The sequence below is a fragment of the Flaviaesturariibacter aridisoli genome (assembly GCF_004343705.1).
Taxonomy (GTDB): domain Bacteria; phylum Bacteroidota; class Bacteroidia; order Chitinophagales; family Chitinophagaceae; genus Flavisolibacter; species Flavisolibacter aridisoli.
In genome coordinates this window covers 1-24,355 of record NZ_SKFH01000020.1, presented here as the reverse complement: position 1 = coordinate 24,355, position 24,355 = coordinate 1, and the positions used below count along the sequence as shown (strand labels likewise).

Here is a 24,355-nt window from a genome sequence, read left to right as displayed (position 1 = left end):
ATGGACTTTAAGAAGCGGGGAAAAACGTGTTGGAGCCGACGCTGCCGGTGGGGCGGAACAGGGCGGTGACGTAGTTGAGCGCGTGCTGCCACCAGGAATGACGGGCGGGCGCCGTTTCGTAAAATTCCGCTTTCTGCATCTTCACCTTAACCAGCACCATGTCCTGGAACACTTGCGGGTTGATGTCCTCGTTCATCTCAAGAAAGGCATACATCTCTTCGGGGTCGGTGACCATCCAGCCTTTGCCGGAAACCTGAAGGAAACAGTCGACGCCTTTGCGGAAAAAGTCGAGGCGCACGGGAATGTCCTGCTCAAATTGCTTTACTTCCTGGTTCGGCTTCTTGACGAAGAACCATACGTAGCCGTATTCATCCGTTTTCAGGATCGATACCAGCGAGGTGGGAAGCTTGAGTACGGCATCGCTCTGATTGAAAAAAATAGCGCTGCCGATCAGACGAATTTTCTCCTGGAGGAAGGCCAGCTGTTGCGGAGCGTGTTGACTTAGTGGCATACACAGAGTTTTGTTAACGAAATCGAAAAGAACTCAGGGATAAAGCACCAAATAGAATACCACAAAAAAATCCGCTTTGCCCGTCCGAATGCACCTCTGCTATTGGGGAATATGCGCTACAACCCGGCCGTAGCGCGCCGCCGGGCTGGCCTAATTTTTTCATTTATCCCGGCCACACAAACCCTTAATTATGGCAAAAGCAACAAAATCGGCTGCTGGCCGCAACGGTGGTCAGGCTACCAAAGCTGCCGCTAAATCCAACGGTCGCTCCACGTCTTCCTCCACCCGCACAGCCTCCTCCTCCGCACGCAGCAACGGCAGCAGCCGCAGCACGGCCTCCCGCTCCGCCGGCGCCAGCAAAAGCGCCGCTTCACGCGCCAATGGCAGCAGCAAAGGCGGCCAGCGCTTCGACGAAGCCACCCTCCTGCACGAGCTTTTTGTAGAAGAGCTGCGTGACATTTACTGGGCGGAAAAGCACCTCACCAAGGCGCTCCCCAAAATGGCCAAGGCCGCCACTTCCGAAGAGCTGCGCGGCGCTTTTCAAAATCACCTGAGCCAGACCGAAGAGCAGATCGGCCGCGTGGAGCAGGTGTTCCAGCTCCTGGGCCTGCCCGCCCGGGCCAAGAAGTGCGAAGCCATGGAAGGCCTCGTGCAGGAAGCACAGCAAGGCATTGAAGACACACCCAAGGGTTCTTCGGTGCGCGATGCCGCCCTCATCATCTGTGCGCAAAAGGTTGAGCACTACGAGATCGCCGCTTACGGCTCGCTGGCCCAGCTGGCCAAGACCATGGGTCAGAATGAAGTAGCCGACCTGCTGGTGCAAACACTCGAAGAAGAAAAAGAAACCGATCAGCTGCTCACCGAGCTGGCCGTATCGGGCATCAACATCACGGCTGAACAGGAGTCTGAATAAGGCGCCCCGTTTTGTCCTGCGAAGCGTCCCGCACCCCGTGCGGGACGCTTTTTTGTGTCATTTCGGTGTTAATGCAGCACCGGCAGGTTATCCCCAGCGTTTTTGGCCCGGCTTTTCGATAGTTTGGTAGAAACCTATTGATATGTCTCTGAACAGCGACCTGCAGAAAGAAGTATCGATCCTGCAGGCCAACAAAAAAGGCGTGAAAGCCAAATTCGAGCGGTTTGCCGAAGCCGTTACCCGCGCCGTCGGCACGCCGGTGGCCTTTTTCGTGGCCCTGCTCGTCGTGGTGGTATGGGGCATCACCGGCCCGATCTTTCGCTGGTCCGATACCTGGCAACTGGTAATCAACACCGGCACCACTATTGTAACCTTCCTCATGGTGTTCCTGATCCAGCAGTCGCAGAACAAAGATTCGCTGGCCTTGCAGCTGAAGCTCAATGAGCTCATTGCCTGCGAAGAGCGCGCATCGAACCGGCTCATCGATGTGGAAGACCTCAGCCAGGAGGAGCTCGACGTGCTCAAGAAATTCTATGTTAAGCTGGCGGTGCTGGCCAAGGAGGGCGACGACCTGCATACCTCCCACTCGGTAGACGATGCCACCGACGTGAACCACGCCAAACACAGCTACCATGAAAAGCGCCGCCAGGAACGACTGGAGCGCAAAAAACAACATGAACAGACCAATGGAAGCAGTAAGCAGCTTAACCCATAAGGAATACCTGAAGCTGGGCCGCGACTACAGCGAAGCGGCCCGCGCCGCCGACCTGGTTTATGTAAGCGACCAGTGGCCGGGCATCCGCCGGAGCAAGAAAGGAAAAGGATTTTCCTATACCTGGAAGGACGCGCCACTCAGCGACAAACCGGAACTCGAACGCATCCGCAAGCTGGCCATCCCTCCGGCATGGACGGAAGTATGGATCTGCAGGCACGCCAATGGCCACATCCAGGCCACGGGCTACGACAGCCGCCGGCGCAAGCAATACCGCTACCACCCGTTGTGGCACGACCTGCGCAACGAAACGAAATTCCATCGCCTCTTTGAATTCGGTAAACTGCTGCCGTCGCTGCGCCTCCAGCTGGAAGAAGACCTGGCCATCAGGGAGCTCTGCGAACGCAAGGTGATCGCCACGGTCATCTCGCTGATGGAGCGCACCTACATCCGCATCGGCAACAGCGACTACGAGAAGCAAAACGGGTCTTATGGACTCACGACGCTCAAAGACAAGCACGTGAAGATCGAGGGCGACCAGCTCCGGTTCTCGTTTACCGGAAAGAAAGGCATCGACCACGACATTTCGCTCCGCAACCGGCGCCTGGCGAAGGCCGTGCAGGCCTGCCGCGACATCCCGGGCAAAGAGCTGTTCCAGTACTACGATGCCGACGGCAACCGCAAGCCGATCGACTCGGGGATGGTCAATCAGTACATCAAGGACGCTACGGGCGGCGATTTCACGGCCAAGGACTTCCGCACCTGGGCGGGCACGCTCAACGCACTGCGCGCCTTCAGTGCGCTGGGCCCGGCAGATAATGAAAGTGATTGCAAAAAGAATACGCTCGCCGTACTGGATGAGGTGAGCCACAAGCTGGGCAACACCCGTACCGTTTGCCGCAAGTACTACGTGCACCCGGGCGTCATCCGCCTGTACGAAGAGCGGGCCCTGCACCGCTACCTGAAGGAACTGGACAGCATCGAAACACCTGACCACTTGTCCGGGCTGACCAGCGAAGAGCGGGTGCTGATGAAAATTCTGAAAACAATGTGCTGATCGGCTAATGTGCTGGCCTGCTAATCTTTTCTGCTACCGACGTTTTAAAATGACGAATGCCCCGACCTTGTCGGGGCATTCGTCATTTTATCAAATTAGCACCTTAGCAGGCCAGCACATTATCTCGATGCCTTGCCGCCCTTCTTCGCCACTGCTTTTTTCGTGGCGGCGCTGGCAGAAGCGAGACCGCGCTTGGAGGAGCCGCGAGCCGTGGAGCCACCGGCGCGGCTGACCGAGGTGCCGCCGGAAGACTTGCTGGCAGCCTTCTTCGGTGCTGCTTTTTTGGGAGCAGCTTTCTTGGCGGCGGCCTTCTTCGGCGCCGCCTTTTTAGCGGCTGCTTTTTTGGGAGCGCTGTTGCGGCCACCGGAACGGCTGCTTTTCGAAGCAGCTGCTTTCTTCGGTGCAGCCTTTTTTGCCGCGGCCTTTTTGGGCGCTGCTTTTTTAGCCGCCGCTTTCTTCGGTGCGGCCTTTTTGGCTGCGCCTTTCTTGGCGGGCACTTTCTCGCCGGCTTCGCGGGCCTCGGAGAGTCCGATGGCAATCGCCTGCTTGCGAGATGTGACCTTCTTGCCACTGCGGCCGCTTTTCAGCGAGCCTTCCTTGCGCTCTTCCATCGCTCGTTTTACTTTGGAACCGGCGCCTTTGGAATACTGGGCCATAATGTTTGAAGTTTAGGGTTAGTAATGCGGAGAAGTTGCAAAATTTTCGTACCAGACCATCGGAGGTATGATTTTTTCCACCTTAGGTAAAACCTCTGTTATGCCGAATTATGAAAAAGTCGCCGACCTGCTCAACGATCTCATCCGCATCAACCACGACCGCATCGTAGGCTATGAAAAAGCCATCGACGAACTGAAAGACGAGACCGAAGACCTGCGCCCGCTGTTTGTCCGCTACGCCCAGGAAAGCCGCCAGTATGCGCAGGAGCTGAGCTCCGAAGTAACCCGCCTGGGCGGCACGCCCAGCGAAGGCACCACCAACTCGGGCAAGATCTACCGCGTGTGGATGGACCTCAAAGCAGTCGTTGCCGGTAAAGACCGCAAAGCGGTGCTGGAGAATTGCGAGTTCGGTGAAGACGCCGCGCAAAAGGCTTATGACCTCGCCCTCAACACGGATGAAAACCTGGAGCCCTCCCTCCGCGACCTGATCGTGCGCCAGAAGACACAGCTGCGCGTAGGCCACGACGAGATCAAGCGCCTCCGCGACCTCCAGAAGACCAGTTAATAAGTAAGAAGCGCGAAGTCGGACGTTCCTTCCAGAATTGTACTTCCGACTTCCCGCTCCCGACTTGCCTGCTTAAAAAAAATGGCCGCAGTGGACACTGCAGCCTTGCTGATAGAATGGACCGTGTATATGAGAAGTTTATATTCGCTCTGATGATTGTAATAAAAAACCGGTGCCACGCGCCCTTGCCCTTCACCGCCGCTGCTTCGCGGGGCAAAACCCGCCGGAGCCCGGCAGTGATGGGTAGCGAATTCCACAGCGCCGGCGCCGCCCCGGCCACATGCCACCGAATATGATCCAACGCATCCGCCGCTTTCTTGCCCTCTTCCACAAAGCCGGCGAAGGCTTTGTACACGACAATGCCTTCAAGCTGAGTGCGTCCCTGAGCTACTACACCGTATTCGCGCTCGGCCCGCTGCTCCTGATCATCATCTCGCTGGCCGGGATCTTCTTCGGACGCGAGGCCGTGCAGGGGAAGTTGTACGTTCAACTGAGTGGACTGGTGGGCAAAGAAGCTGCCCTGCAGATCCAGGACATCATCCGCAACATCCACCACACGCATGCAACGATGGCCGGCGCCGTCATTGGCGCCATCATCCTCATCATCGGCGCCACCGGTGTGTTTACCGAGATGCAGGATTCGATCAATTACATCTGGTCGGTGCGTGCAAAGCCGAAAAAGAGCTGGCTCAAGTTTCTCATCAACCGGCTCCTCTCCTTCTCGCTTGTAGTGGGCCTCGGCTTCCTGCTGCTCGTGTCGCTGGTGGTCAATGCGCTGCTCAACCTGCTGAGCGAACGCCTCACGCGCGTGTTCCCCCACTTCACGGTCTACGTGTTCAACTGGATCAACATAGCGATCATCATCATCGTGATCACCGGGCTGTTTGCCGTCATCTTCAAAGTGTTGCCCGACGCAGTCATCGCCTGGCGCGACGCACTGACGGGCGCGCTCATTACGGCGCTGCTCTTCCTGCTCGGCAAATTCGGCATCGGCTACTACCTCCAGCGGTCCAATCTCGACGTTACCTATGGCACTGCCGCCTCCATCGTTATCATCCTTTCCTGGATCTATTACAGCGCGCTCATACTGTATTACGGCGCGGAGTTCACCAAGATGTACGCGCTGCACCACGGCGAAGGCATCCGCCCCAAAGACACAGCGGTATTTATTATCAAGCGCGAGTCGAAAGAAGTGCCCACCTCTTACCTCGATACGTAGCAGAAGAAAAACCTGCGAGACGACCTGCCTGAAAAATGCACCTCCCGAATTGAACCAGCCCCTTCGTTTTTTGTTTCAAACAGATGCCCGCTATTCCATAGAAAGTAGCGCTGCGTGATGCTTCCATGTACCTGCACACTCCCGATACCTACTCACTCAGGGCCGCCGGCCCTGTACCCGGATACACGGCCCTGGACCGCGACCTGCGTTGCGAGGTGCTGGTGTTGGGCACCGGCATTTCGGGCGCCCTCACGGCCTTTAAGCTGCAGCAGGCCGGCTTTCACTGTACCCTGATCGACCGGCGCGGTGCGGCGATGGGCAGCACCGTCGCCTCCACTTCGTTGCTCCAGTACGAGCTCGACACCTCGCTCTGCGAGCTGAGCGACCGCATCGGCAACCGCGCTGCCGAAGAAAGCTACCGCCTTTGCTACGAGGCCATCGACGGGCTGGAGCAGGTATGTGCCGACTGCGGCGCCGCCAACCTGTTTGAGCCGCGCAACAGTGTGCAATGGGCTTCCTCACGGCGACACCTGCCCGCACTGCGCGAAGAAGTGGCGCGGCGCAAGGCGATCGGTTTCGACGTGGAACTGCTCGGAACCAAAGCACTTGCCGAAGATTACTTCCTGCAGAAGTCCGGCGGCCTGTTCAGCCGCAAAGCGGCGCAGATCGACGCCTTTGCACTGACCCACCGACTTCTGGCCAGCATCGTTGACGATGGCGGCGCCGTATACACGCACACCGAAGCCGTCCACATCGACTGGCACCCTCAAGGAATCTCCGTGCGCACGTCTACCGGTCATCATATCGAAGCACAACGCCTTGTGATCGCCTGCGGCTACGAGTCGCAACGCTACCTGCCAAAGTCCGTGGAGGAACTGTTCGTAACCTACGTGCAACTGAGTGAACCCTTGCCGCCGGATGCTTTCTGGAAAGACCGCGCCCTGCTCTGGGAAACAGCGCACCCGTATTTATACCTGCGGACGACCACCGACAACCGCCTTATCATCGGTGGCAAAGACGACCCGTACGATGGGCGTCCGGGGTTTCCGGCACTGTCGCGAAAGGCGAAGGCGCTGCAACGGTCCGTGAAGCACCTGCTGCCCGGCCTGCCGTTTCGCCCGGCACTGTCGTGGGCAGGGATCTTTGCCGGCACCACCGACGGCCTGCCCTATATCGGCTCCGTTCCTGGGCAACCGCACACGGTCTACGCGCTGGGCTTCGGCGGCAACGGCATCCTCTTCAGCGTGCTGGCGGCCGACATTATTGCCGGACTGTTCAACGGCCACAAGCCGCAGGGGGCTTCGCTCTTTTCGTTCAACCGTTAGAAAAAGGGCATTTGATTTTACACCGCTGCGGCGAGTTCAAAACGGCGCGCCGGTAAGGCGCTAACGCGCACGGCACTTCGACAGTTGCGCTCCGGCAGTACCGGCAAACGAACGGCTCGCCAGGGCGAGCCGTTCGTTGAGAACACAGCAGGTTCACTTCGTTTCATTCCCGGCATCGGGGAAGGAAATGGTGAAGGTCGTGCCCTGGCCTACCACCGAACTGACGTCGATCTGCGCCTTATGTGCTTGCAGGATGTTGAGCGTGGCTGCGAGGCCGAGGCCCATGCCGTTTCGCTTAGACGTATAATAGGGCTCAAACAGCCGGGAGATGTTTTCTTCGGGGATGCCGCAGCCGTTGTCGCGGATGACGGTAATGTGGCGGTCGTCTTCCCGGGTGATCGTTACCTCGAGCTGGCCACTGCCGTCGTTGGGCATGGCCTCCACGGCATTGATGATGATGTTGAGGAAAGCGATGCGAAGCTTTTCCTTGTTGGCGTTGATGTAGCAGGGTTGCTCTTCGTACCGCACCTTCAACTGGATATGCTGCAGGGTGATCCGGTCGAGGGCTTCCTGGATGCTTTCATCGATCACCGCTTGCAGTGTGCTTTGCTCGAAAGTGAGTTCCGTGGGACGGCTCGTGTCGAGCAGCTCAGTAATGAGGTCGCCGATGCGTTTGCTGTTTCGTTGGATGATGTCGAGGAAAAGCGTTGCTTCTTCGTTGAAGGTCTCATCGCCTACCAGTTGCTCCACCGACATGTTGATGTTGTTGAGCGGGTTGCGCACTTCGTGGGCCAGCGTGCGCACGAGGCGCCCGGTGGCGCCAAGTTTCTCCACCATCAGGTTGGCCTTTTCAGCGCGGCGCATGTTGGTGATGTCGTGCATGAGTCCCTGGTAGTAGAAATTACCTTCCGCATCGGCCGGGGCCGTCAGCGTGAAGATGAAGATGCGGCGGTCGCCATTGGCCGTGTTGATCTCGAGTTCAACGTCGTTCACCTCGCCTTCCTCGTCGAGGATGCGGCGAAGTTGTTCCTTCTCGACATCGTCCGCCATAAGCTCGTACACCGTGCGCTGCTGCAGTTCGCCCGGACCAAAGCCAAGCAGTTCCGAAGTGGCGGCATTGACGTCTTTGAAATAAAGGTCCTTGTCGGCAATGAATACCACGTCTTTCGAAAGCTCGAAGATGCTGCGGTACTTGCGTTCATTGGCCCGCAACGCCTTCAGGTAAGACGTGCGCTCCAGCGCGTAGCGGATGCAGCGTTCGAGCTTGTCGGCGTTGAGGTCGGTCTTGACCAGGTAGTCGGTAGCGCCGATCTGCATCGCCTCGATATCGATCTCTTTATTGCCCTTGCCCGTCAGCAGCACGATGGGTTCTTCGCAACCGAGACGGATAGCCTCCTTGAGAAAGTCGATGCCGGTTTTGGCGCCGAGGCGGTAGTCAACAAAGTAAATGTCAAACTGGCGCTTCTGCACCTGCTCGATGGCGTCGGAGAATTTATACGACCAGTTGATCTGGAGGTTGTATTCCTCGATCTGGCGCAGGTATTCGGAAGTGATGAAATAGTCGTCCTCGTCGTCGTCGATGATGAGTATGCGGATCGTGGGCTTGTTGCTGGGCATGTTTGTTTTTACTTTCCGGCAAATTGCAGGATAAAAAGGCAATGGGTGTCGTAGGAAGCGGGCGGGAGCACCTGCACTTGCAGGCGTGCGGCCAGCGCCGACAGTTGCGGGTTGCTGAGGCCGGGAGTGGCGGCGCCCTCCAGGTCGTTGCAACGCAGGCTGAGCAGATAGCGGCGGTCGCGCGAGGCCGGGTCTTCGCCGCATTGCACGTGCACGTAGCGGAGCGACTGGCAGGGTCGCTTCAGGGGCTGAAGGATCCACTGCAGCAGCAGCCACCATTCTTCTTCGGCGCCGGCGGCAGGCGGCAGCGTATCGCAGCGAAGCGACACCGGCACGGGCATCGTGGCCAGCAGGCCGGCGAGCAGCGTATTCAGGTCCGTAGTGCCGGAAGGCTCCGCGTTGCCGCGGAGCCTCTCAGCCGGATGAACAGAAGTTACATGCATGTTACTGGTTGTTTAACTCCTGGTATTGCTTCATTTTGTTGTAGAGCGTCTTGCGGTCGATGTTGAGCAGTTTGGCCGCTTTGCTCTTATTGAAGTTCACTTTCTTCAGCGCCTTGAGGATCATGTCGTACTCGGCGTCGATGGAAGCGCTCTTCAGCGTGCCGTCGCCTACAGGGCGGGAGCTGTCGAACATGTCTTCGGCAGGCGGACGCGATGCCGCGGGCATCACCGGTGCAAACGTGGCGGGAGCCGGTTCGGCGGGCGCCTTGTCGAACTGCAGCTTGTCGTAGTGCGAGATCTCGAAGGGCAGCGAGGAAGCCTCGATCAGCTCGCCGTCGCTCAGCAGCGTTGCGCGCTTGATCACGTTCTTCAGCTCGCGGAGGTTACCGTACCACACGTAGTTGCGGAAGATGTGCTCGACCTCGGCGGAGAAGCCGTGGATCTGCTTGCCCAGCTCTGCGTTCGTGATCGTGAGGAAGTGCGTGGCGAAGAGCATGATGTCGTCGGGACGCTGGCGCAGCGGCGGCACGTCGATGGAGAACTCGTTGAAGCGGTGGTACAGGTCCTCGCGGAACTTACCCTTGCGGGCGGCGTCCCACAGCTTTTCGTTCGAAGCCACCAGGATGCGCACGTCGAGTTCGATGTCCTTGAGGCCACCCACGCGGCGGATCTTGCGTTCCTGCACCACGCGCAGCAGCGATACCTGGATGTCGTAGCCGAGGTTGGCCACCTCATCGAGGAAGATGGTGCCGCCGTTGGCGAGCTCGAGCGAGCCGACCTTCATGTTGAGGGCGCCGGTGAAGGAGCCTTTCTCGTGACCGAACAGTTCGGAGCCCGCAAGTTCTTTCGACAGGGCGCCACAGTCGATGGCGATGAAGGGTTTGTTCTTGCGCTTCGAGCGTTTATGGATCTCCTGGGCGATGGCTTCCTTACCGGAGCCGCTTTCGCCGTAAATGATCACGGAGTAATTCGTTGGTCCTACCAGGTCGATCTGCTGGAGCAGCTGGCGGAATACGGGTGTGTCGCCGAAGATGTAGTCGCCGGAGTGGACCACCGGACCGGCGCCGGCCGTTGCGGCAGGTGCGCTGGCGGGGCGGCTCACCGAAGGAACCGAAGGGGCGGGTGCTCCTGCCGCGGGGCGCGGCTGGGGCTGGTGCACGGCGCCGGTGTCCTGCGAAGAAGCGGCTTCGAGGGCCTTCTTGATCGTAACGAGGATCTCGTCGGGAAACAGCGGCTTGGTGATGTAATCGTAGGCGCCCATCTTCATTACTTCCACGGCGATCTTGATGTCGCTGTAGCCGGTGATGATGATCACGGGAACCTGCGGGTAAATGTCCTTGATCTTGGCGAGGAGCACATTGCCTTCCATGTCCTCGAGGCGGAAGTCGCACATCACTAAATCGGGTTCTACGGTCTCCAGCAACTCGAGCGCTTTTTTACCGCTGTACGCTTCCAGCACCTCGAAGTTGTGGCGGGTGAGAAAACGCTTCAGCAGCAGGCACATGTCACGGTCGTCATCAACAATCAGGATCTTTTGCATGATAAGGGGTTGTCGTTAAGGTTCGTAATATCGTTTAGGTCAGTTGTTCTCCGAAGTTAAAATTATTATGCCTGAGTTAGGCCCACAAACCGCGCACGTGCGAAACGGGGATCTGCAGCTGCTCGCGGTACTTCGCAACGGTGCGCCGGGCCACTGAAAAGCCGCGCTGGGCAAGAATATTCACGAGTTGCTGATCGGTGTAGGGATTGTGCTTGTCCTCGCTTTCGATCACCTCCTCGATCGCGCTCTGGATCACCTTGTTGGAAATCACTTGTCCCTCGGCGTTAGCAATACCTTCCGTAAAAAGGTCTTTCAGCAACAGGAGGCCGAAGGGCGTTTCCACATATTTGTTGCAGGTGATCCGCGACACGGTAGAAATATCCACGCCTACGATCTCGGCGATGTTCTTCAGGATCATCGGCTTCAGCAGGTTGATGTCGCCGGTGAGGAAGTATTCGTACTGTAGTTGCACGATAGCCTTCATGATCTTGAGCATGGTGGCTTCGCGCTGCTGCACGGCATTGATGAACCATTGGGCCGACTGCAGCTTGTTCTTCATATACTGAAGCGCGCTCTTGTCGGTGTTTACCTGGCCGCCGCCTTCGGCAAGCTGTTTCCAGGTGGTGTTGATGGCGAGGTTCTCTGAGCGGTTGCGGTACAATTGCACGTCGAGTACGTCGCCGGTTTGGGTAACGATGAAATCAGGGAGAATGTTTTTGTTGATCACGATGGAATCTTCCTGCTCGCACACGGGCTTCATCTTCAGCGTGGCGATCAGCTGCAGCACGATCTTCAGCTCCTCGTCGTCGATGTGCAGCTGGTGCTTGATCTTGTCCATGTTGCGGTTGTGCAGGTCCGTGAAATGGTGCTCGAGCAGGCGCATGGCCATTTTCACGTCGGGGCGCTTCGAGTTGTAGCGGCGCAGCTGGATCAGCAGGCACTCGCGGATAGAGCGGGCGCCCACGCCCACGGGCTCCAGGGTCTGGATCTTGGACAGCACCAGGGAGATGAAGTCGGACTCCACCCATTTGCCCTGCTTGAACGACCAGTCTTCGGCCAGCGCTTCCACATCCTGCTCCAGCAGGCCGTGCTCGTTGAGCGAGTCGATGATGAATTCGGCCATCTCGATCTCTTTCTCATCGGTGGAGGCGACCTTGAACTGCTCTTTCAGGAGCGGGCGGAAGTCGAAGCCGCTCGTGATCGGGCGCTCCGGCATTTTTTCATCGGCCAGGTAATTACAATACTCGGTCTTATAATCAGGAACGTCGTTGTATCCGTATTCGTCCCAGTCCTGGTAATCCTGCACGCTGTCCTTACTATACTTCTCGATGGACGAATCCATTTCGGAATTGTTGTCGTCCAGGAGCGGATTTTCTTCCAGTTCCTGCGAAATGCGTTGCTCGAGCTCGAGCGTATTGAGGTGGAAGAAGTTCAGCAACTGAATCTGCTGGGGCAGAATTTTCAGGCGCTGCTTTTGGGCTAAACGCTGGTTGATCATTGTGGTGATTTTGGCGTACGGGATTCTCTACGGCAAGTGTGGAACCAAAAACACAACTTTTTTCAAATCGTTGAATATCATGCACTTAAAAATTACGTTTTCCTGTTGAGTTTGGGGCAACCGGCTCAGCTATGGGATTTTACGGCTGAACTGTGGAATTTAGGCCCCACAAGCCCGGCTTTAGGGCCTCCAGGAAAACAAAAGACGTAACCGCTCCGGTTACGTCCCATCACTTACTGTGCGCCGGAGCCTTACGCAAAGTGCCGGCTGCTGGCTTCCACCCGGTACCCGGAAAGCGCGGGAATGGGGTAACTCGAACCACCGCAGGCGGCCGCCGGGTCAAAGCGGCGGGGCCGCTCCACAGAAGCCTGGACTGTCTCGGGTGATTTCGGGGCGTGCAGGCCGGCGGCGCCGGGGCTGTTGAAAGCAGTACGTCGATCGGAAGGATACATAGCAAAAATTCTTCTTTTACGGGAGCGAAAACCGCACCAATAATAGGGGCGCCTGCCGTCCATCCGGGCGGCCCGGACGCTGTGTAGCATTTTCCTCAACCGCCGGAAACCGTGGGAAAAATAATGAGCGCCCGAAAATTCATTTTTGGCACCATTCTTTGATTATACAGAACAGAAAATTTATTAACTCCTAAAACTTATTGTTATGTTACGTTGGACAGTAATCTTCCTGGTAGTGGCCATTATCGCCGCGATCTTCGGTTTTGGTGGTATCGCCGCAGGTGCCGCTTCCATCGCAAAAATCCTATTCTTTATTTTCCTGGTTCTCTTCGTGCTGAGCCTCATCGCCGGCGGTTTCCGTCGCGTGGACTAAGCCTGGAACCTTTGAATAAAAAAGGAACGCACCTGCGTTCCTTTTTTTATTCGTGCGGCGTCAGCCGTCAGCGTGAGCTCGCAATGCAACAAAATAAGAAACGGGTGCCGCAGGCACCCGTTTCTTTGTTACCGGTGTCAACGCTCCCGGCTGACGGCTCACGCCTCACGATCTCAGCGCGAGCTGTCCGAATCCTCGTTGCTCCGCGGGGCGCTGTTGGCGCCGGCGTCGCCGGGTGCCGGGGTGCGCTCCGACTCAGAGCGGGTAAGCACTTTCTCATCATTGCGGGGATCGCTGGGGTTGGCTTCGGCCAACGAGTCGTCGCCGCCTTCGCGGCGGGGCGTCACATCGGCGGGGTTGCTGTAACCGGGCTCGTTGGGCAGGCCCATGTGGTTGGTCAGGGGTCGATCGCTCATATGGTTGTTTTTTTTGGGTGAAGGGTCAGTTCGTTCCGTCGTGCTCCATATCGGCCGCCTTGGTCATATCGGGCGGCGTGTCGGGGTGCTTGCCCAGGTTGGCGAAGAAGTTCTTCATCTTTTTGGTAAAGGCGGTTTCCTTTTCGCTGTTGAGGAAGCGGGCAATGAGCGTGCTGGCCACCAGCGGCACGAAGGTGCGCGAAAACCAGCCGGCTTTGCGCAGCAGGTAGCGGCGCAGCACCATGTCCACACCGATGTCGAGACCCACGTTGAGGAGTGGTGAGGTGGGGCGGTTGCGTTTGCCGATCTTGGTGAGGATGCGCGTGACCACCAGCAGGCCGTTGGTCACGGGGCGCACATCTTCCTGCAGCGAGTTAAGGCTGCCCTTGATGGCGGCTTTCTGGAGGCCGAGGAGTTCTTCCAGGCGGGCCTTTTCCTCCACCAGGTCGTCGTAGCTGGCAATCTTCTTACTCATAGATCTTTTTGAGGATGGCTTTTTTCAGGATGGGGAATACAATCTTTTTGCGCAGCGCTACCACTACGATCACCAGCACGATAAAGAGGCCGCCGACGATAAAGAAGCCGGCCGCGGTGCTGCCCAGCAACCCGCCCAGCCACCAGGCGAGGCCCATGCCGAGGAAGAAGAGGATGAAAATGGTGAGGATCAGCGCCGAAAGACCGGCCACAAGACCGGCGGTGACGTTGGTCGCCTTCTGCGTAAGGGTAACGAGGGCAAGCTTGTAATACGTGTCGAGGTAATCGCTGACGCTTTGGGTCAGGGTGCCGGACTTTGTTTTCAGATCTTCCATAAGCGGGGTTCGTTGATAAAGAAAAGAACAGGCTCCGGGAGCCTGTTCCGAAGGAGTTAGCTAAAGCGTTCCCGGGCGTTGCTAAGGCTATCGTCGGCCGCATCGCGTCCTTTTCGGGCCAGGTTCTGGAGTTCACCCTTGGCATTGGCGAACAGGTCGGTGAGCGAGTCGCCCCAGTCGCCGGCGGTCTTGCCGATGCGGGCCCGCAGGTCGGTGCCTTTCTCCGGCGCCAGCAATAATCCCAGCGCCACACCGGCGGCAGCGGCGCCCACAAGTCCGAGGACCATCTTCGATTTCGTTGTCATAATCATCCCTGTTTTTAAAGTTACAAATGCACCCAAATGGTTGAAATAATCATACCAGCGCAGCTGGCGCGGAAGTTGTGCCGTTAGGGAAAAAAGAGCCCGCGCGGCGGGGGAACGTGGATTTCCGTTAATTTCCCAACGGATTGGTATAATAATTTTAGTGTTAAACCGAATGGATCAAAGCTTATGGTACTGCGGAAGAAGGTATTGATTATAGACGACGAAGTGGATTTATGCTTGCTGATGAAGTCGTACTTCCTGCGCAAGAACTACGAGGTATACATCGCCCACACCCTCAACGACGGTGTGCAGCGCCTCGACGAGATCATCCCCGATTACCTGTTCATCGACTACAACCTGCCCGACGGCCTCGGTTGGGACAAGCTTCCCGAGATGTACCGGAAGCACCCGGCGATCAACTATCACCTCATCAGCGCTTTCCGCCCCACCATTCCCCCCGACCTCGATGAGGCAAAGCTGACGATCTGGGAAAAACCGATCTCCCTCAAAGCACTGGACAACTTCTTTTAAGCCCCCGGGCTAAAGCCCGAGGCAATAAAGTGCCGCCGCAATGCGGCGCAGCAAAAAGCCCCTCGCAGTGCGAGGGGCTTTTTGTTCCCCTCCCTTTCGGGAAGGGGTTGGGGATGGACGTCTACTCACCCCAAACGTTGTCTTCTCCCTTCAGGAACTTCTTCACCAGCTCGGTGGTCACCGATTTGGGGCGCTCGAGCGGGAAGTTGAGGGCACGGTCCCAGCACAGCGAAGCCAGCACGCCGAGGGCGCGGCTCACGGCGAAGAGCACCGTGTAGAATTCGTATTCCACCATACCGTAGTGCACCAGCAGGGCGCCCGAGTGGGCATCCACGTTGGGCCAGGGGTTCTTGATCTTACCCAGCGACTGCAGGATCGGGGGCACGGTCTCGTAAATGTTCCAGACGGTCTGCACCAGCGGATCGTTGGGCATGTGCTTCTTGCCGAATTCCATCTGGGCGGTAAAGCGCGGGTCGGTCTTGCGCAGTACGGCGTGGCCGTAGCCGGGCACCACCTTACCGGCGGCGAGGGTCTTTTTCACGTAATCGGCGATCTGCTCGCTCGTGGGCGCCTCGGTGTTGAGCTCCTCGCGCATTTCGAAGATCCACTTGATCACTTCCTGGTTGGCCAGGCCGTGGAGCGGGCCGGCGAGGCCGTTCATACCGGCCGCGTAGCTCAGGTAAGGGTCGCTCAGGGCGGAACCTACGAGGTGCGTGGTGTGGGCCGACACGTTGCCGCCTTCGTGGTCGGCGTGGATGGTCATGTACAGGCGCATCAGCTCCTTGAAGGAGTCGTCGGTGAAGCCCATCATGTGGGCAAAATTACCCGACCAGTCGAGCAGGCCGTTGGGCTGGATGTGGTCGCCGCCCTTGTACTTGCGGCGGTAGATATAGGCCGCGATGCGGGGCAGGCGGGCAATGAGGTCCATGGAGTCGTCGAAGACGGCTTCCCAGTAATCTTTTTTGGCCATGCCGGCGGCGTAGCGCTTGGCAAACTGGCTTTCGGTCTGCAGGGCCATCACGCCCACCACGAACTGGGTCATGGGGTGGGTGGTGGCGGGCAGGGCCTCGATGGTGGCAAACACGTGGTTGGGCACGTGGCTGCGGCGCTGCCAGGTGGCCGTGAGGTGCTGCACGTCTTCCTCGGTGGGAAGGTCGCCTACCAGCATCAGGTAAAACAGGCCTTCGGGAAGGGGCTCAGAGCCGCCCTCGTATTTGGGGAGGCGTTCCTGCAGCTCGGGGATCGAATGGCCGCGGAACCGGATGCCCTCCTGCGCGTCGAGCAGCGACGTTTCGGTTACCAGCCCGGTAATACCGCGCATGCCCTGGTAGATCTGGGCCAGCTGCACTTCGCCGATGACCTTGTTTCCGTGTTCCTTGACCAGCTCCTTGATCTCCGCCCCGACGCTGTCCGCCTTCGCTTTGAACCTGTCTTTAATGATACCCATGAGAAATATAAGTTTCTTAAGATGAAAAGGATTTTTAAGCGGCCTAAAGGTAGGGCATGGCAGAGGAATAACGAATAACGAATATCTGCCTGCGGGTTAGCGAAACCCCGGGGACGGACAACCGGGAAGGCCGCCGGCACAGCGCACCGCGCGCCATAGCCTCCGCCGCGCCGCGCGCTTTCGAACCCGTTTTTCTGCCCGCCGCGGTCTGCGGCGGCGTTTCCAAGGCGTTTTTTCCCTCGCAGCGGACTGCGGCGGCTTGACAAACGCGTTTTTTCCCTCGCCGCGGGCTGCGGCTACAACAAAAACCTGGCAGTCAATGGGTTACCATACCGGATCCGGAGACCGGAGCCGTGCCCCCAGGCGTCGCTTGCCTGATCCCGCCAGCGGCGGCGTCACGGAGCGCCTAACGAAGCCCTTCCGACGGGCGCACGCACGGCTCACGCCTCACGGCTCACAGCTCACGGCTCACGCCTCACGTCCTCACTTCGGCGCTTTCCGGTACAGGTAAATGGCGATGAACGTAAACAGCAGGTTGGGCACCCAGGCGGCCAGCAGCGGTGGCAGGTTGCCCTTTACGGAAAAGACCGTCGAGAAGCGGTCGAACATGATGAATACCACGGAAATGATGATGCCGAGCGCCAGGTGCACCCCGGATCCGCCCCGCGTTTTGCGGCCGGCGAGGATGGCGCCGATCAGCGTCAGCAGGACCACCGAATACGAGGTGGCGGTACGGCGGTATTGCTCCACCTTCAGCGTATTGACGCCTTCGTTGCCCCGCAGCTCCTCGGCGGCAATGTAGCGCGCGAGCTCGGGCGTGGTGAGCTTGTCTTTGATGTATTGGTCGCGGCGCAGGTCGGCGGGCTGCAGGTGCAGGTCCATCAGCATCTCGGCCTGCTGCCCGATCGTTTCCCCCATCGGGCCCACCGTGCGGGTGGTAACGTTGCGGAGGCGCCACTTGCGGGCGGCCGAATCCCACTGGATCATGTCGGCGCGCAGGTTGAACTCCAGGTCGCGGCCCTTGATGCGGTTGAGGAAAAAGTTGTTGCCCATCCTGGAGCTGGTATCGAAATACTTCAGCCCGATATAGGTATTGGAATCGGTGCGCATATAGTACGCCGCGGGCTTCGCCAGCTCATCGGGCGACTTCCCGTCGATGTAGCGCGCCTGGAAGGTGCTGCGCAGGTCATTGGCCGCCGGGATGTAGTAGCGGGCCGCAAACCAGAGCACCACGGCGAAGAACAGTCCGCCGGCGAGGTAGGTGCGCAGCCAGCGGTTGTAGGTGGTGCCCGTGGCCAGGATGGCGATGATCTCGGTACGCATCGCCATACGGCTCGTGGAGTAGATCACGCCGATGAACACAAAGAGCGGGTACAGCATCCCCCATATATAAGGTACGAAGCCGATATAATACTGCCGGATGATCTGCCGGCCCGTAAGCCCCGACTTCACGAAGTCGTCGGTCTTTTCCGAGCTGTCTACCGCCACCGCAATGACCGTGAAGATCAGCATGCAGGTGATGAAGGCCAGGAACAGCTGCCGCAGTATGTACCAGTCGAGTTTCTTCATGAATGGGATAGCGAAAATAACCCGTTTGTAGTTTGTGGTTGGTGGTTTGTAGTGGGGCGTCCCGTAGTAAAGGGAGTTTTAAGCTTTTCTTGGGTTCTCAACTCCAAACTACAAACTTCAAACTACCAACCGCCGTTCCTCTGGCCCGGCGTTTGCGCCCCACCGGTAAAAAAGGAATGCGTTTTCAGGATAAGGTTTGCCTCGTAACCGGCGCCGGCTCCGGCATCGGCCGGGCAGCCGCCCGGCAGTTTGCGCAGGAAGGCGGCCGCGTGCTGGTGATCGACCGCGACGAGACGGGCGGCAACGAAACCGTGCGGCTTATTACCGCCGACGGCGGCTCAGCCGGCTTTGCCCGCTGCGACGTGGGCGTGGAAACGGAGGTGCGCGCCGCCGTGCAGACTGCCCTCGATACCTGGGGCCGCATCGACGTGCTGGTGAACAACGCCGCGATGATGACCTTCAAAAAGCTGGTGGACCTCAGCGTGGAGGAATGGGATATGGTGCTGCACGTTAACCTGCGCTCCGTGTTCCTCTTTTGCAAGCAGTGCATCCCCCACCTCGACCGCGGCGCGATCGTCAACATCAGCTCGGTGCACGCGCACGAAACCACCGCCAACGTAGTGCCTTATGCCAGCAGCAAGGGCGCGCTCGAAGCCTTTACCCGCGGCGTCAGCCTCGAATACCCCTGGCCGAAGCTGCGGATCAACTGCGTGGCGCCCGGTGCGGTCAACACCCCCATGCTCTGGAACAACCCCAACGTGAAAAGCGGGGCCGAAATGGTCAGCGGGGCCGTGGGCGAGCCCGTCGAGCTGGCGGCGGCCATCTGCTTCCTGGCCTCCGACGAGGCTTCCTTTATCAATGGAACAACGCTGGTGGCCGATGGCGGCCGGCTGGACATACTTTAAACGAAAGGCTTTTTTATGATCGGATCCCAATTCATGTTCGCAACCGGTATCGAGAACTCTTACCCGCTGATCAAGACGCCCGACGGCGGCTGGAAGCGCATCGACGAAATGGAGAAGTGCGGCCATTACCAGAACATGGCGCTCGACTTCAAACTGACGAAGGATATCTGCGTGGACTTTCTCCGCTGGGGGCCTCCTTATTATAAGGTGCATACCGGCCCCGGGCAGTACGACTGGACCTATTGCGACGAGGCCATCACCCAGCTGCGGGCGCTCAAGATCACCCCAATTGTAGACCTGCTCCACTTTGGCCTGCCCGACTGGCTGGGCAATTTCCAGAACCCCGATTTTCCGCAGTTCTTTGCCGAGTATGCCTGCGCCTTCTCCAAACGCTACCCCGACCTGCACCTGTATACCCCCATCAACGAGATCTTCATCACCGCTATGTTCTCGGCCCAGTATGGCTGGTGGAACGAATGCCTTACTTCCGATGAAGCCTTCGTGCGCGCCCTGAAACACCTGTGCAAAGCCAATGTGATGGCGATGCGCGAGATCATGACGATACAGCCCAACGCGACCTTTATTCAAAGCGAGTCGTCGGAGTATTTTCACCCGGTGCGTCCCGAGGTGCAGCGGCTGGCCGACTTTCTCAACCAGAAGCGCTTCCTGGCCCTCGACCTGACGTATGGCTATCCCATCCGCGTGGTGATGTATGAATACCTGCTGAGCAACGGCATGACGAAAGAGGAACTGAACTGGTTCAGCCGCAACCAGGTGCAGGCGCACTGCGTGATGGGCAACGACTATTACGCCACCAACGAGCACCTCGTGATGCCCAACGGCACCTGGCAGGCCGCCGGCGACATCTTTGGGTATTACGTCATCACCCACCAGTATTACGCGCGCTACAAACTGCCCATCATGCACACGGAAACGAACCGGGCATTTGATTCCGAAGACTGGCTCTGGCGGCAATGGGCCAACCTCCATCGCCTCAAGCAGGACGGCGTGCCCATCCTCGGCTTTACCTGGTACAGCCTCACCCACCAGGTAGACTGGCAGGTGGCGCTGCGCGAAGAGCTGAACGAGGTGCATCCCGTGGGGCTCTTTGACCTCGACCGCAACATCCTCCCCGTGGGCAAGGCCTTCAAGCGCCTCATCCAGCAATGGAGTCCCGTGCTCGACCAGGAGCGGTATGGTCCGATCTACCGGTAGGTTTGGCGTTGCCCGGAAACTACCTTTACCTCATGAGAACCCTGCTGCTCGCGATCACCCTGCTGCTCTTACATCCTGCTTTTGCCGCCGACAGCGCCTGGACGGAAAGGCCCGACACGCTCCACACGGCTACCGGCGACCTGTACGGAACATTGATGATGCCGCTAAAGGCAAAAGGCAAGGTACCCGTAGCCCTGATCATCGCCGGCTCCGGCCCTACCGACCGCGACGGCAATACGACCGTGCTGCCCGGAAAGAACAACTCGCTGCTGTACCTGGCGCGGGAACTTGCGACCGCCGGCATCGCTACGCTGCGCTACGACAAGCGCGGGATCGCGGCCTCGGCAGGAGCAGGTGTGAAAGAAGCAGACCTGCGCTTCGATCAATATGTAACCGATGCCGCCGCCTGGCTGGACCGCCTCAAAAGCGACCGGCGTTTCGCGCGCGTCGCGGTGATCGGACACAGTGAAGGATCGCTCATCGGGATGCTGGCCGCACCCGGCCGCGCCGACCACGTAATATCGCTCGCCGGAGCGGGCATCCCCGCCGACAGCCTGCTTCGCAAGCAACTTGCGCCGCAGCTTCCTGAAAAGCTCAAAGAGGCCGCCTGGACCACACTCGACAGCCTCAAAGCCGGGCACCTGGTGAAGCAGCCGCCAATCCTGCTGCTCAGCCTCTTCCGGCCGAGCGTGCAACCCTATCTGGTGTCCTGGTTCCGCCACGATCCGCGCGAAGCGATTGCCGCCCTCCGGGTACCGGTGCTGATCGTGCAGGGCGACAACGACCTGCAGGTATCGGTAAGCGACGCCGAATCGCTCCGGGCCGCCGCGCCCAAAGCGCAATTCGTATTGGTAAAGGGCATGAACCATGTGCTCAAGCTGGTGGAAAGCAACGACCCGCAGGCGAACCAGAAAAGCTACAGCGACCCGACGCTCCCGGTGGCGCCACAGGTGATCCCGGCAATTGTCGCTTTTATCCGGAAGCCCTGACACTGCAGCCGTTTTTGGGTAAACGCCGGCAGCGCATGTTGAAATAGCCGGCACCTTTGTACTATAAACCTGCCTATGCGTCTCCTGCTCCTCCTGCTGCTTGCATTTTCCCTTCAGTCCGCCCAGGCACAAGCCGGCAAAGACTCCACGGCGATCAAGGCGACCCTGCGCGCCTGGAACAAGGCCCTGGAGGCAAAGAACCTGGACAAGGCCCTGGCCATTTTCGACGACAGCCCGCAAACCCTCATGGTAGGCTCGGCGCCGGGAGAGATCTTCCAGGGAAAGGCAGCCATCCGCAAGGTTTTGAGTGCCTTTCTCAACTATTCGGAAGTAGTGCTCAACCTGTCCCGGGCCCGGATTGACGGGAATGGCCATACGGCCTGGGTATTTGTGGAAGGCACGATCAGGGTGGCCGGCGGCGGATCGGTGGCAGAGGAACCGTACCGGGTATCGATCGTGCTGGTGCGCCGCAACGGCACCTGGAAGTGGCGCCTTTTTCATGGCGACGTTCCGAAAGAAAACTAAGGCCCCTTTCGTTCGGGTATATTGAGCTGAAAACCCGTATTTCTACGGCTCGAATACCACTTCTACCGGCAACCCGCTGAGCAGCCAGCTGCCTTCTTCCACCTCGGCTTCCAGCTCGCCGGCATCCCAACCGCAATAGCCCACAAAGACCTTGATCCCGGAAAGATCCAGCGTCTTGTTGTTGTAGGCCCGCACCGCGCTTGGAAAGTCGCCGCCCCAATAAACGCCGTCAACGACTGGTTCACCGCCGCCAATGAGATCCGGGCGGCGGTGCAGGAAATACAGGTGCTGCTCCGCTACCGGGCCGCCGTAGAACAGGGGCAACGGCCGGCTGTGGCGGAACTCCACCAGCTCGTGCAGCGAGCGACCGTGCGGTCGGTTGACGATCACGCCCAGGGCACCGCTGGCGTTGTATTCTTTCAGGAAAAGAACGACGTCCGCGAAAACGGTATCGTCGAGCAACGGCGTACTGTGCAGAAAAATCCCGGCCCGGAGTTCCATATGCTTGGTTTCTCAAGCAAAGTTAAACCGCCCCGTCGCGGATGTTCGCCTGCACCGGTGTAATTTTCAGCCCATGAACGAACGCTACCGGCCTTTTTTTGATGCACTGCTGTCACTTTTCGATAAAGTCGTCTACACACCGGGTTTCCCCGACGCGCTGAAAGCTTCGGAAGTGGATGCCGACGGGTGGGTTGCCTGGAAGCCCGCGCCCGGCACGCTGCAGCGTTCGGATTATGCCGCCCTCGAAGCACGCTTCGGCGTGCGCTACCCGGAGAGCTTCATCGAATGGCACCGCTCCTGCTTCTTCATGGACGCCGACTGCGGCCTGTTGCGCCTGCCGCCCTCCAACCCCGCTGAGCCGCTCCGCGAGCTCGAAGACCGCCTCGACTGGCCCGTGGCCGAGCGGCTCGCCCCCCAGCGCATCTACCCCTTCGGCGACGACGGGAACGACGCCGGCCCGCTCGTGTTCGACGGCCGCAAGGAGGCCCCCGGCAATGAATTCCCCGTGCGCATCTACGACCACGAATACGGCGGCGACCTGAAGGGACTCGGCCCCGTTATCTTCTCCTCCTTCCCGAAGCTGCTTGAATGCATGACACACTACCTGCAGGAAAAGCAGCGGCTGCACGACTACGAGATCATCCCCGAATTCTTCCGCATCGACCCCGATGGCGCCGGCAATACAGGCGTGGATTACTGGATGGGATTTGCGGGGATGCCGTGAAAAACCTTACGTACAACTGAAAGCTCCGGCAGTTTAGGAGGGCCTCCGCGCCTGTTCTGCGTAGCAGAACGCTCCGCCTACGACGGCAGTTGCGCCAGTGCGGGCAATGCATTCACCCATTGAGGAAGCGAACGTAGCGCCCTCTGCTTCCTCCGCGTCCAAAGGACTTTCTTTTTGTCTCCGCGTTTTTTAAACGCCAAGAAACGAAGAAAGCATTTTGACGCAAAGACAGGAGAGACTACAAAGGAGTATCCGTGTGGGCTACCCGCTTTTTGGCTTTGACTGGCATCACTTCGTGGCCTTGCGTAATTCAAGCGTCCCGCAGGCGGGACAGGCACGGAGGCTTTACTTCCGGTAACGACGCGTCTTTGAGGCGGCGGGACACAGAGATTACAGCCGTGTTTTCAGCACCGGAACCAGCTCATTCTTCCAGCTCAGGAAATCACCCGCCAATATATGCTTGCGCGCTTCGCGCACGAGCCAGAGGTAAAAGGCCAGGTTCTGTATGGAGGCGATCGTGAGGGCCAGGTATTCGCCGGCCTTAAACAGGTGACGGAGGTATGCCTTGGTATAATACTGGCTCGTTTCGCAGTCCAGCCCCGGGTCGATGGGCGAGAAATCGCGCTCCCACTTTTTGTTGTCGATGTTGATGACCCCGCGGGTGGTGAACAACATGGCGTTGCGGCCGTTGCGGGTGGGCATTACGCAGTCGAACATATCCACGCCAAGGGCGATGTTCTCAAGGATGTTCCAGGGCGTGCCCACACCCATCAGGTAGCGGGGCTTGTCTTTCGGCAGGCGCTCGCAGCACAGTGCCGCGATCTCGTACATCACGGCTTCGGGTTCACCTACGCTGAGGCCGCCGATGGCGTTGCCGGTGGCGCCTTTGGCGGCAATGTAGTCGCAGGAAGCATTTCTCAGGTCGTGGAAGACCGCGCCCTGCACGATGGGAAACAGGTTTTGCGTGTGCCCGTATTTATCCGGTGTATCATTGAAACGCGCGAAGCAGCGGTCGAGCCAGCGGTGGGTGCGGTTCATCGAGTCGAGGGCATAGCGGTATTCGCAATTGGCCGGCGGGCACTCGTCAAACGCCATCATGATGTCGGCGCCGATCGTGCGCTCCACGTCCATCACGCTTTCGGGTGTAAACAGGTGCTTCGACCCGTCGATATGCGAGCGGAAGGTGACGCCCTCCTCGGTGATCTTGCGGTTCGCGGCCAGCGAAAACACCTGGTAGCCACCCGAGTCGGTGAGCATGGGACGGTCCCAGTTGATGAACTGGTGGAGGCCGCCGGCCGCTTCCATCGTTTCCATGCCGGGACGCAGGTAGAGGTGGTAGGTGTTGCCCAGGATAATGCGGGGATCCACCTCGGTTTTGAGCTGCTGCTGCGACAGGGCCTTCACCGAACCCACCGTACCCACCGGCATGAAGATGGGTGTTTCAATGACCCCGTGGTCAGTTGTGATCGTGCCGGCGCGGGCGGCGCTCTGGGCATCGGTTTGATGGAGCTGGAAAGAAAGTGCGGCCATAGGGGGCG

28 protein-coding genes are annotated in these 24,355 nt (G+C 58.8%); 13 read left to right on the top strand and 15 right to left on the bottom strand.

Annotated features, from left to right (window positions below):
• Positions 1–7: 7 nt before the first annotated feature.
• Positions 8–511: a pyridoxamine 5'-phosphate oxidase family protein gene (locus E0486_RS12270; RefSeq protein WP_131852476.1), complete on the bottom strand. Its 504-nt coding sequence runs from the start codon at positions 509–511 to the stop codon at positions 8–10.
• A 190-nt stretch (positions 512–701) separates the two neighbouring features.
• Here E0486_RS12270 and E0486_RS12265 point away from each other — a divergent pair, with 190 nt between their 5' ends.
• The 3 genes from E0486_RS12265 (at position 702) to E0486_RS12255 (ending at position 3,193) form a co-directional block, all read left to right on the top strand.
• The gene (locus E0486_RS12265; protein ID WP_131852475.1) at positions 702–1,424 is read left to right on the top strand and encodes a YciE/YciF ferroxidase family protein; all 723 of its coding nucleotides are present in this window, start codon (positions 702–704) and stop codon (positions 1,422–1,424) included.
• Positions 1,425–1,566: 142 nt separating this feature from the next.
• On the top strand, positions 1,567–2,139 hold the full coding sequence (locus tag E0486_RS12260; protein WP_131852474.1) for a low affinity iron permease family protein: 573 nt from the start codon (positions 1,567–1,569) through the stop codon (positions 2,137–2,139).
• Positions 2,111–3,193, top strand: coding sequence for a DNA topoisomerase IB (locus E0486_RS12255; protein ID WP_131852473.1), 1,083 nt, complete (start codon positions 2,111–2,113; stop codon positions 3,191–3,193). The genes E0486_RS12260 and E0486_RS12255 overlap by 29 nt, the downstream gene beginning before the upstream one ends.
• A 119-nt stretch (positions 3,194–3,312) precedes the next feature.
• On the opposite strand, the gene E0486_RS19225 is transcribed toward E0486_RS12255, so the two are convergent.
• Entirely contained in the window at positions 3,313–3,849 is a 537-nt protein-coding gene (locus tag E0486_RS19225) for a DUF6496 domain-containing protein (RefSeq protein WP_243697435.1), read from the bottom strand.
• 100 nt (positions 3,850–3,949) lie between these two features.
• Here E0486_RS19225 and E0486_RS12245 point away from each other — a divergent pair, with 100 nt between their 5' ends.
• The 3 genes from E0486_RS12245 to E0486_RS12235 all read left to right on the top strand — a co-directional run bounded on the left by E0486_RS12245 (position 3,950) and on the right by E0486_RS12235 (position 6,958).
• Positions 3,950–4,414 carry a ferritin-like domain-containing protein gene (locus E0486_RS12245; RefSeq protein ID WP_131852472.1) on the top strand — a complete coding sequence of 155 codons (465 nt, stop codon included), beginning with the start codon at positions 3,950–3,952 and terminating at the stop codon, positions 4,412–4,414.
• A 292-nt stretch (positions 4,415–4,706) separates the two neighbouring features.
• A complete protein-coding gene (locus E0486_RS12240; RefSeq protein ID WP_131852471.1) occupies positions 4,707–5,633 on the top strand; it encodes a YihY/virulence factor BrkB family protein in 927 nt (308 codons plus the stop codon).
• 125 nt (positions 5,634–5,758) lie between these two features.
• A complete protein-coding gene (locus tag E0486_RS12235; RefSeq protein WP_131852470.1) occupies positions 5,759–6,958 on the top strand; it encodes an NAD(P)/FAD-dependent oxidoreductase in 1,200 nt (399 codons plus the stop codon).
• Between the two features lie 153 nt (positions 6,959–7,111).
• On the opposite strand, the gene E0486_RS12230 is transcribed toward E0486_RS12235, so the two are convergent.
• The 5 genes from E0486_RS12230 to E0486_RS12210 all read right to left on the bottom strand — a co-directional run bounded on the left by E0486_RS12230 (position 7,112) and on the right by E0486_RS12210 (position 12,508).
• Positions 7,112–8,575: a hybrid sensor histidine kinase/response regulator gene (locus E0486_RS12230; protein WP_131852469.1), complete on the bottom strand. Its 1,464-nt coding sequence runs from the start codon at positions 8,573–8,575 to the stop codon at positions 7,112–7,114.
• Between the two features lie 8 nt (positions 8,576–8,583).
• The gene (locus E0486_RS12225) at positions 8,584–9,018 is read right to left on the bottom strand and encodes a hypothetical protein (RefSeq protein WP_131852468.1); all 435 of its coding nucleotides are present in this window, start codon (positions 9,016–9,018) and stop codon (positions 8,584–8,586) included.
• A 1-nt stretch (position 9,019) separates the two neighbouring features.
• Positions 9,020–10,558, bottom strand: coding sequence for a sigma-54-dependent transcriptional regulator (locus E0486_RS12220; RefSeq protein ID WP_131852467.1), 1,539 nt, complete (start codon positions 10,556–10,558; stop codon positions 9,020–9,022).
• A 76-nt stretch (positions 10,559–10,634) separates the two neighbouring features.
• Positions 10,635–12,056, bottom strand: coding sequence for an RNA polymerase factor sigma-54 (gene rpoN / locus E0486_RS12215; protein WP_131852466.1), 1,422 nt, complete (start codon positions 12,054–12,056; stop codon positions 10,635–10,637).
• A gap of 251 nt (positions 12,057–12,307) precedes the next feature.
• Entirely contained in the window at positions 12,308–12,508 is a 201-nt protein-coding gene (locus E0486_RS12210; RefSeq protein ID WP_131852465.1) for a hypothetical protein, read from the bottom strand.
• A gap of 205 nt (positions 12,509–12,713) precedes the next feature.
• On the opposite strand from E0486_RS12210, the gene E0486_RS12205 reads away from it, so the two are divergent.
• Entirely contained in the window at positions 12,714–12,881 is a 168-nt protein-coding gene (locus E0486_RS12205) for a DUF1328 family protein (protein WP_131448019.1), read from the top strand.
• A gap of 173 nt (positions 12,882–13,054) precedes the next feature.
• Here the strand turns inward: E0486_RS12205 and E0486_RS12200 are convergent, their stop codons facing one another.
• Genes E0486_RS12200 through E0486_RS12185 form a run of 4 tightly spaced genes read right to left on the bottom strand, consistent with a single transcriptional unit; the run spans position 13,055 to position 14,411 of the window.
• Positions 13,055–13,297, bottom strand: coding sequence for a hypothetical protein (locus tag E0486_RS12200; protein ID WP_131852464.1), 243 nt, complete (start codon positions 13,295–13,297; stop codon positions 13,055–13,057).
• A 25-nt stretch (positions 13,298–13,322) separates the two neighbouring features.
• Positions 13,323–13,772, bottom strand: coding sequence for a hypothetical protein (locus E0486_RS12195; protein ID WP_131852463.1), 450 nt, complete (start codon positions 13,770–13,772; stop codon positions 13,323–13,325).
• The gene (locus E0486_RS12190) at positions 13,765–14,106 is read right to left on the bottom strand and encodes a phage holin family protein (protein ID WP_131852462.1); all 342 of its coding nucleotides are present in this window, start codon (positions 14,104–14,106) and stop codon (positions 13,765–13,767) included. Before E0486_RS12190 ends, E0486_RS12195 begins: the two co-directional genes overlap by 8 nt.
• A 56-nt stretch (positions 14,107–14,162) precedes the next feature.
• Complete coding sequence (locus E0486_RS12185) at positions 14,163–14,411, bottom strand: YtxH domain-containing protein (RefSeq protein ID WP_165917310.1); 249 nt, start codon at positions 14,409–14,411, stop codon at positions 14,163–14,165.
• 186 nt (positions 14,412–14,597) lie between these two features.
• On the opposite strand from E0486_RS12185, the gene E0486_RS12180 reads away from it, so the two are divergent.
• Positions 14,598–14,942, top strand: coding sequence for a response regulator (locus E0486_RS12180; RefSeq protein WP_131852460.1), 345 nt, complete (start codon positions 14,598–14,600; stop codon positions 14,940–14,942).
• Positions 14,943–15,063: 121 nt separating this feature from the next.
• On the opposite strand, the gene E0486_RS12175 is transcribed toward E0486_RS12180, so the two are convergent.
• Both E0486_RS12175 and E0486_RS12170 read right to left on the bottom strand, forming a co-directional pair.
• Positions 15,064–16,389, bottom strand: coding sequence for a citrate (Si)-synthase, eukaryotic (locus tag E0486_RS12175; RefSeq protein WP_131852459.1), 1,326 nt, complete (start codon positions 16,387–16,389; stop codon positions 15,064–15,066).
• Positions 16,390–16,872: 483 nt separating this feature from the next.
• Positions 16,873–17,958, bottom strand: coding sequence for an LptF/LptG family permease (locus tag E0486_RS12170; protein ID WP_131852458.1), 1,086 nt, complete (start codon positions 17,956–17,958; stop codon positions 16,873–16,875).
• 176 nt (positions 17,959–18,134) lie between these two features.
• Here E0486_RS12170 and E0486_RS12165 point away from each other — a divergent pair, with 176 nt between their 5' ends.
• From E0486_RS12165 to E0486_RS12150, 4 genes are all read left to right on the top strand, one after another.
• Positions 18,135–18,863 (top strand): SDR family NAD(P)-dependent oxidoreductase, encoded by a 729-nt coding sequence (locus tag E0486_RS12165; protein WP_131852457.1) that lies wholly within the window; start codon positions 18,135–18,137, stop codon positions 18,861–18,863.
• A gap of 15 nt (positions 18,864–18,878) precedes the next feature.
• Positions 18,879–20,078 carry a family 1 glycosylhydrolase gene (locus E0486_RS12160; protein ID WP_131852456.1) on the top strand — a complete coding sequence of 400 codons (1,200 nt, stop codon included), beginning with the start codon at positions 18,879–18,881 and terminating at the stop codon, positions 20,076–20,078.
• Between the two features lie 32 nt (positions 20,079–20,110).
• Positions 20,111–21,067: an alpha/beta hydrolase gene (locus E0486_RS12155; RefSeq protein WP_131852455.1), complete on the top strand. Its 957-nt coding sequence runs from the start codon at positions 20,111–20,113 to the stop codon at positions 21,065–21,067.
• A 75-nt stretch (positions 21,068–21,142) separates the two neighbouring features.
• Complete coding sequence (locus E0486_RS12150; protein WP_131852454.1) at positions 21,143–21,592, top strand: SgcJ/EcaC family oxidoreductase; 450 nt, start codon at positions 21,143–21,145, stop codon at positions 21,590–21,592.
• 42 nt (positions 21,593–21,634) lie between these two features.
• Here the strand turns inward: E0486_RS12150 and E0486_RS12145 are convergent, their stop codons facing one another.
• A complete protein-coding gene (locus tag E0486_RS12145) occupies positions 21,635–22,093 on the bottom strand; it encodes a YqgE/AlgH family protein (RefSeq protein WP_131852453.1) in 459 nt (152 codons plus the stop codon).
• A 73-nt stretch (positions 22,094–22,166) separates the two neighbouring features.
• Here E0486_RS12145 and E0486_RS12140 point away from each other — a divergent pair, with 73 nt between their 5' ends.
• Positions 22,167–22,817: an SMI1/KNR4 family protein gene (locus tag E0486_RS12140; protein WP_131852452.1), complete on the top strand. Its 651-nt coding sequence runs from the start codon at positions 22,167–22,169 to the stop codon at positions 22,815–22,817.
• 390 nt (positions 22,818–23,207) lie between these two features.
• Here the strand turns inward: E0486_RS12140 and tgt are convergent.
• The coding region (gene tgt / locus E0486_RS12135; protein WP_243697434.1) for a tRNA guanosine(34) transglycosylase Tgt at positions 23,208–24,355 on the bottom strand (1,148 nt) is incomplete at its 5' end.

Excerpts from the sequence above, each read along its gene's own strand:
- E0486_RS12270 (WP_131852476.1), bottom strand. The coding sequence starts at position 511 with ATGCCACTAAGTCAACACGCTCCGCAACAGCTGGCCTTCCTCCAGGAG.
- E0486_RS12265 (WP_131852475.1), top strand. The coding sequence starts at position 702 with ATGGCAAAAGCAACAAAATCGGCTGCTGGCCGCAACGGTGGTCAGGCT.
- E0486_RS12260 (WP_131852474.1), top strand. The coding sequence starts at position 1,567 with ATGTCTCTGAACAGCGACCTGCAGAAAGAAGTATCGATCCTGCAGGCC.
- E0486_RS12255 (WP_131852473.1), top strand. The coding sequence starts at position 2,111 with ATGGAAGCAGTAAGCAGCTTAACCCATAAGGAATACCTGAAGCTGGGC.
- E0486_RS19225 (WP_243697435.1), bottom strand. The coding sequence starts at position 3,849 with ATGGCCCAGTATTCCAAAGGCGCCGGTTCCAAAGTAAAACGAGCGATG.
- E0486_RS12245 (WP_131852472.1), top strand. The coding sequence starts at position 3,950 with ATGCCGAATTATGAAAAAGTCGCCGACCTGCTCAACGATCTCATCCGC.
- E0486_RS12240 (WP_131852471.1), top strand. The coding sequence starts at position 4,707 with ATGATCCAACGCATCCGCCGCTTTCTTGCCCTCTTCCACAAAGCCGGC.
- E0486_RS12235 (WP_131852470.1), top strand. The coding sequence starts at position 5,759 with ATGTACCTGCACACTCCCGATACCTACTCACTCAGGGCCGCCGGCCCT.
- E0486_RS12230 (WP_131852469.1), bottom strand. The coding sequence starts at position 8,575 with ATGCCCAGCAACAAGCCCACGATCCGCATACTCATCATCGACGACGAC.
- E0486_RS12225 (WP_131852468.1), bottom strand. The coding sequence starts at position 9,018 with ATGCATGTAACTTCTGTTCATCCGGCTGAGAGGCTCCGCGGCAACGCG.
- E0486_RS12220 (WP_131852467.1), bottom strand. The coding sequence starts at position 10,558 with ATGCAAAAGATCCTGATTGTTGATGACGACCGTGACATGTGCCTGCTG.
- rpoN (WP_131852466.1), bottom strand. The coding sequence starts at position 12,056 with ATGATCAACCAGCGTTTAGCCCAAAAGCAGCGCCTGAAAATTCTGCCC.
- E0486_RS12210 (WP_131852465.1), bottom strand. The coding sequence starts at position 12,508 with ATGTATCCTTCCGATCGACGTACTGCTTTCAACAGCCCCGGCGCCGCC.
- E0486_RS12205 (WP_131448019.1), top strand. The coding sequence starts at position 12,714 with ATGTTACGTTGGACAGTAATCTTCCTGGTAGTGGCCATTATCGCCGCG.
- E0486_RS12200 (WP_131852464.1), bottom strand. The coding sequence starts at position 13,297 with ATGAGCGATCGACCCCTGACCAACCACATGGGCCTGCCCAACGAGCCC.
- E0486_RS12195 (WP_131852463.1), bottom strand. The coding sequence starts at position 13,772 with ATGAGTAAGAAGATTGCCAGCTACGACGACCTGGTGGAGGAAAAGGCC.
- E0486_RS12190 (WP_131852462.1), bottom strand. The coding sequence starts at position 14,106 with ATGGAAGATCTGAAAACAAAGTCCGGCACCCTGACCCAAAGCGTCAGC.
- E0486_RS12185 (WP_165917310.1), bottom strand. The coding sequence starts at position 14,411 with ATGACAACGAAATCGAAGATGGTCCTCGGACTTGTGGGCGCCGCTGCC.
- E0486_RS12180 (WP_131852460.1), top strand. The coding sequence starts at position 14,598 with ATGGTACTGCGGAAGAAGGTATTGATTATAGACGACGAAGTGGATTTA.
- E0486_RS12175 (WP_131852459.1), bottom strand. The coding sequence starts at position 16,389 with ATGGGTATCATTAAAGACAGGTTCAAAGCGAAGGCGGACAGCGTCGGG.
- E0486_RS12170 (WP_131852458.1), bottom strand. The coding sequence starts at position 17,958 with ATGAAGAAACTCGACTGGTACATACTGCGGCAGCTGTTCCTGGCCTTC.
- E0486_RS12165 (WP_131852457.1), top strand. The coding sequence starts at position 18,135 with ATGCGTTTTCAGGATAAGGTTTGCCTCGTAACCGGCGCCGGCTCCGGC.
- E0486_RS12160 (WP_131852456.1), top strand. The coding sequence starts at position 18,879 with ATGATCGGATCCCAATTCATGTTCGCAACCGGTATCGAGAACTCTTAC.
- E0486_RS12155 (WP_131852455.1), top strand. The coding sequence starts at position 20,111 with ATGAGAACCCTGCTGCTCGCGATCACCCTGCTGCTCTTACATCCTGCT.
- E0486_RS12150 (WP_131852454.1), top strand. The coding sequence starts at position 21,143 with ATGCGTCTCCTGCTCCTCCTGCTGCTTGCATTTTCCCTTCAGTCCGCC.
- E0486_RS12145 (WP_131852453.1), bottom strand. The coding sequence starts at position 22,093 with ATGGAACTCCGGGCCGGGATTTTTCTGCACAGTACGCCGTTGCTCGAC.
- E0486_RS12140 (WP_131852452.1), top strand. The coding sequence starts at position 22,167 with ATGAACGAACGCTACCGGCCTTTTTTTGATGCACTGCTGTCACTTTTC.